Source organism: Bradyrhizobium sp. (genome assembly GCF_016462955.1).
Lineage (GTDB): Bacteria > Pseudomonadota > Alphaproteobacteria > Rhizobiales > Xanthobacteraceae > Bradyrhizobium.
The window spans coordinates 2,899-5,340 of sequence record NZ_JAEMSD010000466.1 but is presented as its reverse complement, the minus strand read 5'-3'; the positions used below and the strand labels follow the sequence as shown (position 1 = coordinate 5,340).

Genomic DNA, 2,442 nt, shown 5'->3' with positions numbered 1-2,442 from the left:
GGGTCCTGGTGGATGCGGACGACCTGGCCGCCGCGGGGCGGGCGGCCCGGGCGGGCCAGGCGGCGGCGCCTTCGAGGATATCCTCAACAGCATGTTCGGCGGCGGAATGCGCGGTGCGCGGCCCGGCGCCGGCGGCGGTGCCCAGTTCGAGTTCGACACCGGCGGCATCGGCCTGGACCTCGACGTCAACGTCGCCATGTCCGTTTCGCTGGAAGAATCCGCCAAGGGCGGCGAGAAGCGCGTGCGCCTGCCGACCGGCAAGGAGCTCAACGTCAAGATTCCGGCTGGCGTCACCGAGGGCCAGCAGATTCGGCTGCGAGGGCAGGGCGAGAGCGCGCAGGGCCATCCACCGGGCGATCTCCTGATCACCATCAACATCGCGCCGCACCCGTTCTTCAAGGTCGACGGCGCCGACCTCAGGATCGACCTGCCGGTCACGCTCTACGAGGCGGTGCTCGGCGGCAAGGTCCGCGTGCCAACCCTCGGCAATGCCGTGGAGCTCTCGGTCCCCAAAAACACCTCCAGCGGCCGCACCTTCCGCCTCAAGGGCAAGGGCCTGCCGAGAGCCGGCGGGACCGGGGATCTCTTCGTCACCATCAGGATTATGCTACCGGACGGGAACGACGCCGAGCTCGAGGCATTGATGGAGAAGTGGCGGGACCAACATCCCTACAATCCGCGGAGCGGGCTGGGTTAGGTTCGATCCAGCTGAAGGGGTTCTCCGAAAGACTGAGGGCATCGTCCGGGAGATGATGCCCATCATATGCCAGAACCGTGCTAGCGCTTCATGGATCGACGCGTCGATTGTCCGGCGGGGCAGTCGATAAGAAGGTGCGGCCTCGAGAGGGGGACCAGCGCGGTACCAAAAACCCCAATCGAGGCCGCCCGCGTCGATCGGCGGATCGAACGCCACTCATAATCGCGTGAACACCCGGTGCGATAATGAGACGCGTCCATGTCCTGATTCCAAATTTTCAATGACGGAATCTAGGCACCGATGGTCGTGTGGTTGTTCAAGTGCCGTTTTTCTCCGCCTGGTCGTACACCGCCTGCGCCACCTTGGTCAGCCGGTCACGGTCGCTGCTACCGCTGACGACATAGCCGACGCCGCGCTCGGCCCAAAACAACGCACCATCCTTGTCCGTCCTGGCGTAGCGCATTTGCGTCGCACCATTCTCGGTCTTGGCGGAGTAGATCGTGTACCGCTCGCCCGAGGCGCCCTCATACATCAGGAATGACGCCGGACCGTTCGGCCCCGGCAGAAGCCGGCCGCCGACCAGCTTCAGCCCGCTGGCTTCCAGGTTCGGCGCGAACACGGTCCAGCCGCAGCGCCGGGTCAGCCAGGCCTGGAGGTGGTCGCGCTCATTGCCGCCGACTTCGACGGGGTGGCGAACCTCGACAACATAGAGGCGGTGAGCGTCGAGCGCATCTGCCGTCAAGTTCTGGAAGGTCGAGGGCGCGTTGGCGGCGCCATGCGCGACCCAGCCGGCGGTGCCGCCGGCGACGAAGGCCACCAGCACGGCCGCAGCGGCGCCATAGAACCATTGCCGCGGGCGGCGCTCCAGCCGCTCGAGCTCGAGCCGCGCCGGCACCGGTTCCTGGGCAACGGCATCATAGCGGGCGTGCAGCATCTCGGCCATGGCGCGCCAGGACTGCACGCGCTCGGCCTCGTCAAGATGGGCGGCAAGAAAGGCCTCGACGTCGGCACGGCGCTCGGCCGGCAGCTCGCCATCGACATAAGCGTGCAGTTCGTCTTCGGTCACTGGGATATTGCGGTCGTTCATAGCGGTGGTCTCTGGCTCTTCGGCCCAAGATATCTTTTGCGAGTTAAGTTCGCGCAGCTCGTCATTTCACCCGCCTGAGCGCGGGGCGCTCACCCTCCAGCGAGCCCTTGATGTGGGCTCTCGCGCGTGCCAGGCGCGACATCACGGTGCCGATCGGTACGCCCTGGATGTCGGCGACCTCGCGATAGCTGAGGCCTTCCAGCATCACCAGCAGCAGCACCGAACGCTGCTCCTCGACGAGAGTGGCCAGCGCCTTCTCGATGTCGCGTCCTTCAGCCTCGGTGCCGCTGGCATCCGGGTTGTTTTCCGTCAGCGGCATGAATTGCGGCCGCCTTGCCAGTGAGCGCCGCCGGTTTTTGTTGAGGTTGGTCAGGATCGTATAGAGCCAGCTCCTGACGTCGCCGCCGAGAAACAGTCGCTCCGAACGCAGCGCGCGCACCAGCGTATCCTGCACCAGGTCGTCGGCCGCATCCGCATCGCGCGTGAGCGCGCGGGCATAGCGGCGCAACGCCGGGATCATGGCTTCCACACTCTGGCGAAACGCATTCATCGCGGTCTTGACGTCCCTGGCGCTCGGCGAGCGCCCATAGCGATCATAACACCCGACCGGAACGGCTATTCCGGCACTCGAAACACCGTTAACGCCGCGTATTAGGAC

At 65.8% G+C, this 2,442-nt stretch carries 3 protein-coding genes; 1 reads left to right on the top strand and 2 read right to left on the bottom strand.

The genetic code is table 11. The features are described 5' to 3' along the window. Positions 1-697, top strand: a 697-nt coding sequence (locus JHD07_RS31810) for a J domain-containing protein (protein WP_291629354.1), incomplete at its 5' end; no start/stop codon positions are given. 316 nt (positions 698-1,013) lie between these two features. Here JHD07_RS31810 and JHD07_RS31805 read toward each other — a convergent pair. Then, on the bottom strand, positions 1,014-1,784 hold the full coding sequence (locus tag JHD07_RS31805; RefSeq protein WP_291629351.1) for an anti-sigma factor: 771 nt from the start codon (positions 1,782-1,784) through the stop codon (positions 1,014-1,016). A gap of 61 nt (positions 1,785-1,845) precedes the next feature. Then, positions 1,846-2,334, bottom strand: coding sequence for an RNA polymerase sigma factor (locus JHD07_RS31800; protein WP_291629356.1), 489 nt, complete (start codon positions 2,332-2,334; stop codon positions 1,846-1,848). Positions 2,335-2,442 lie beyond the last annotated feature (108 nt).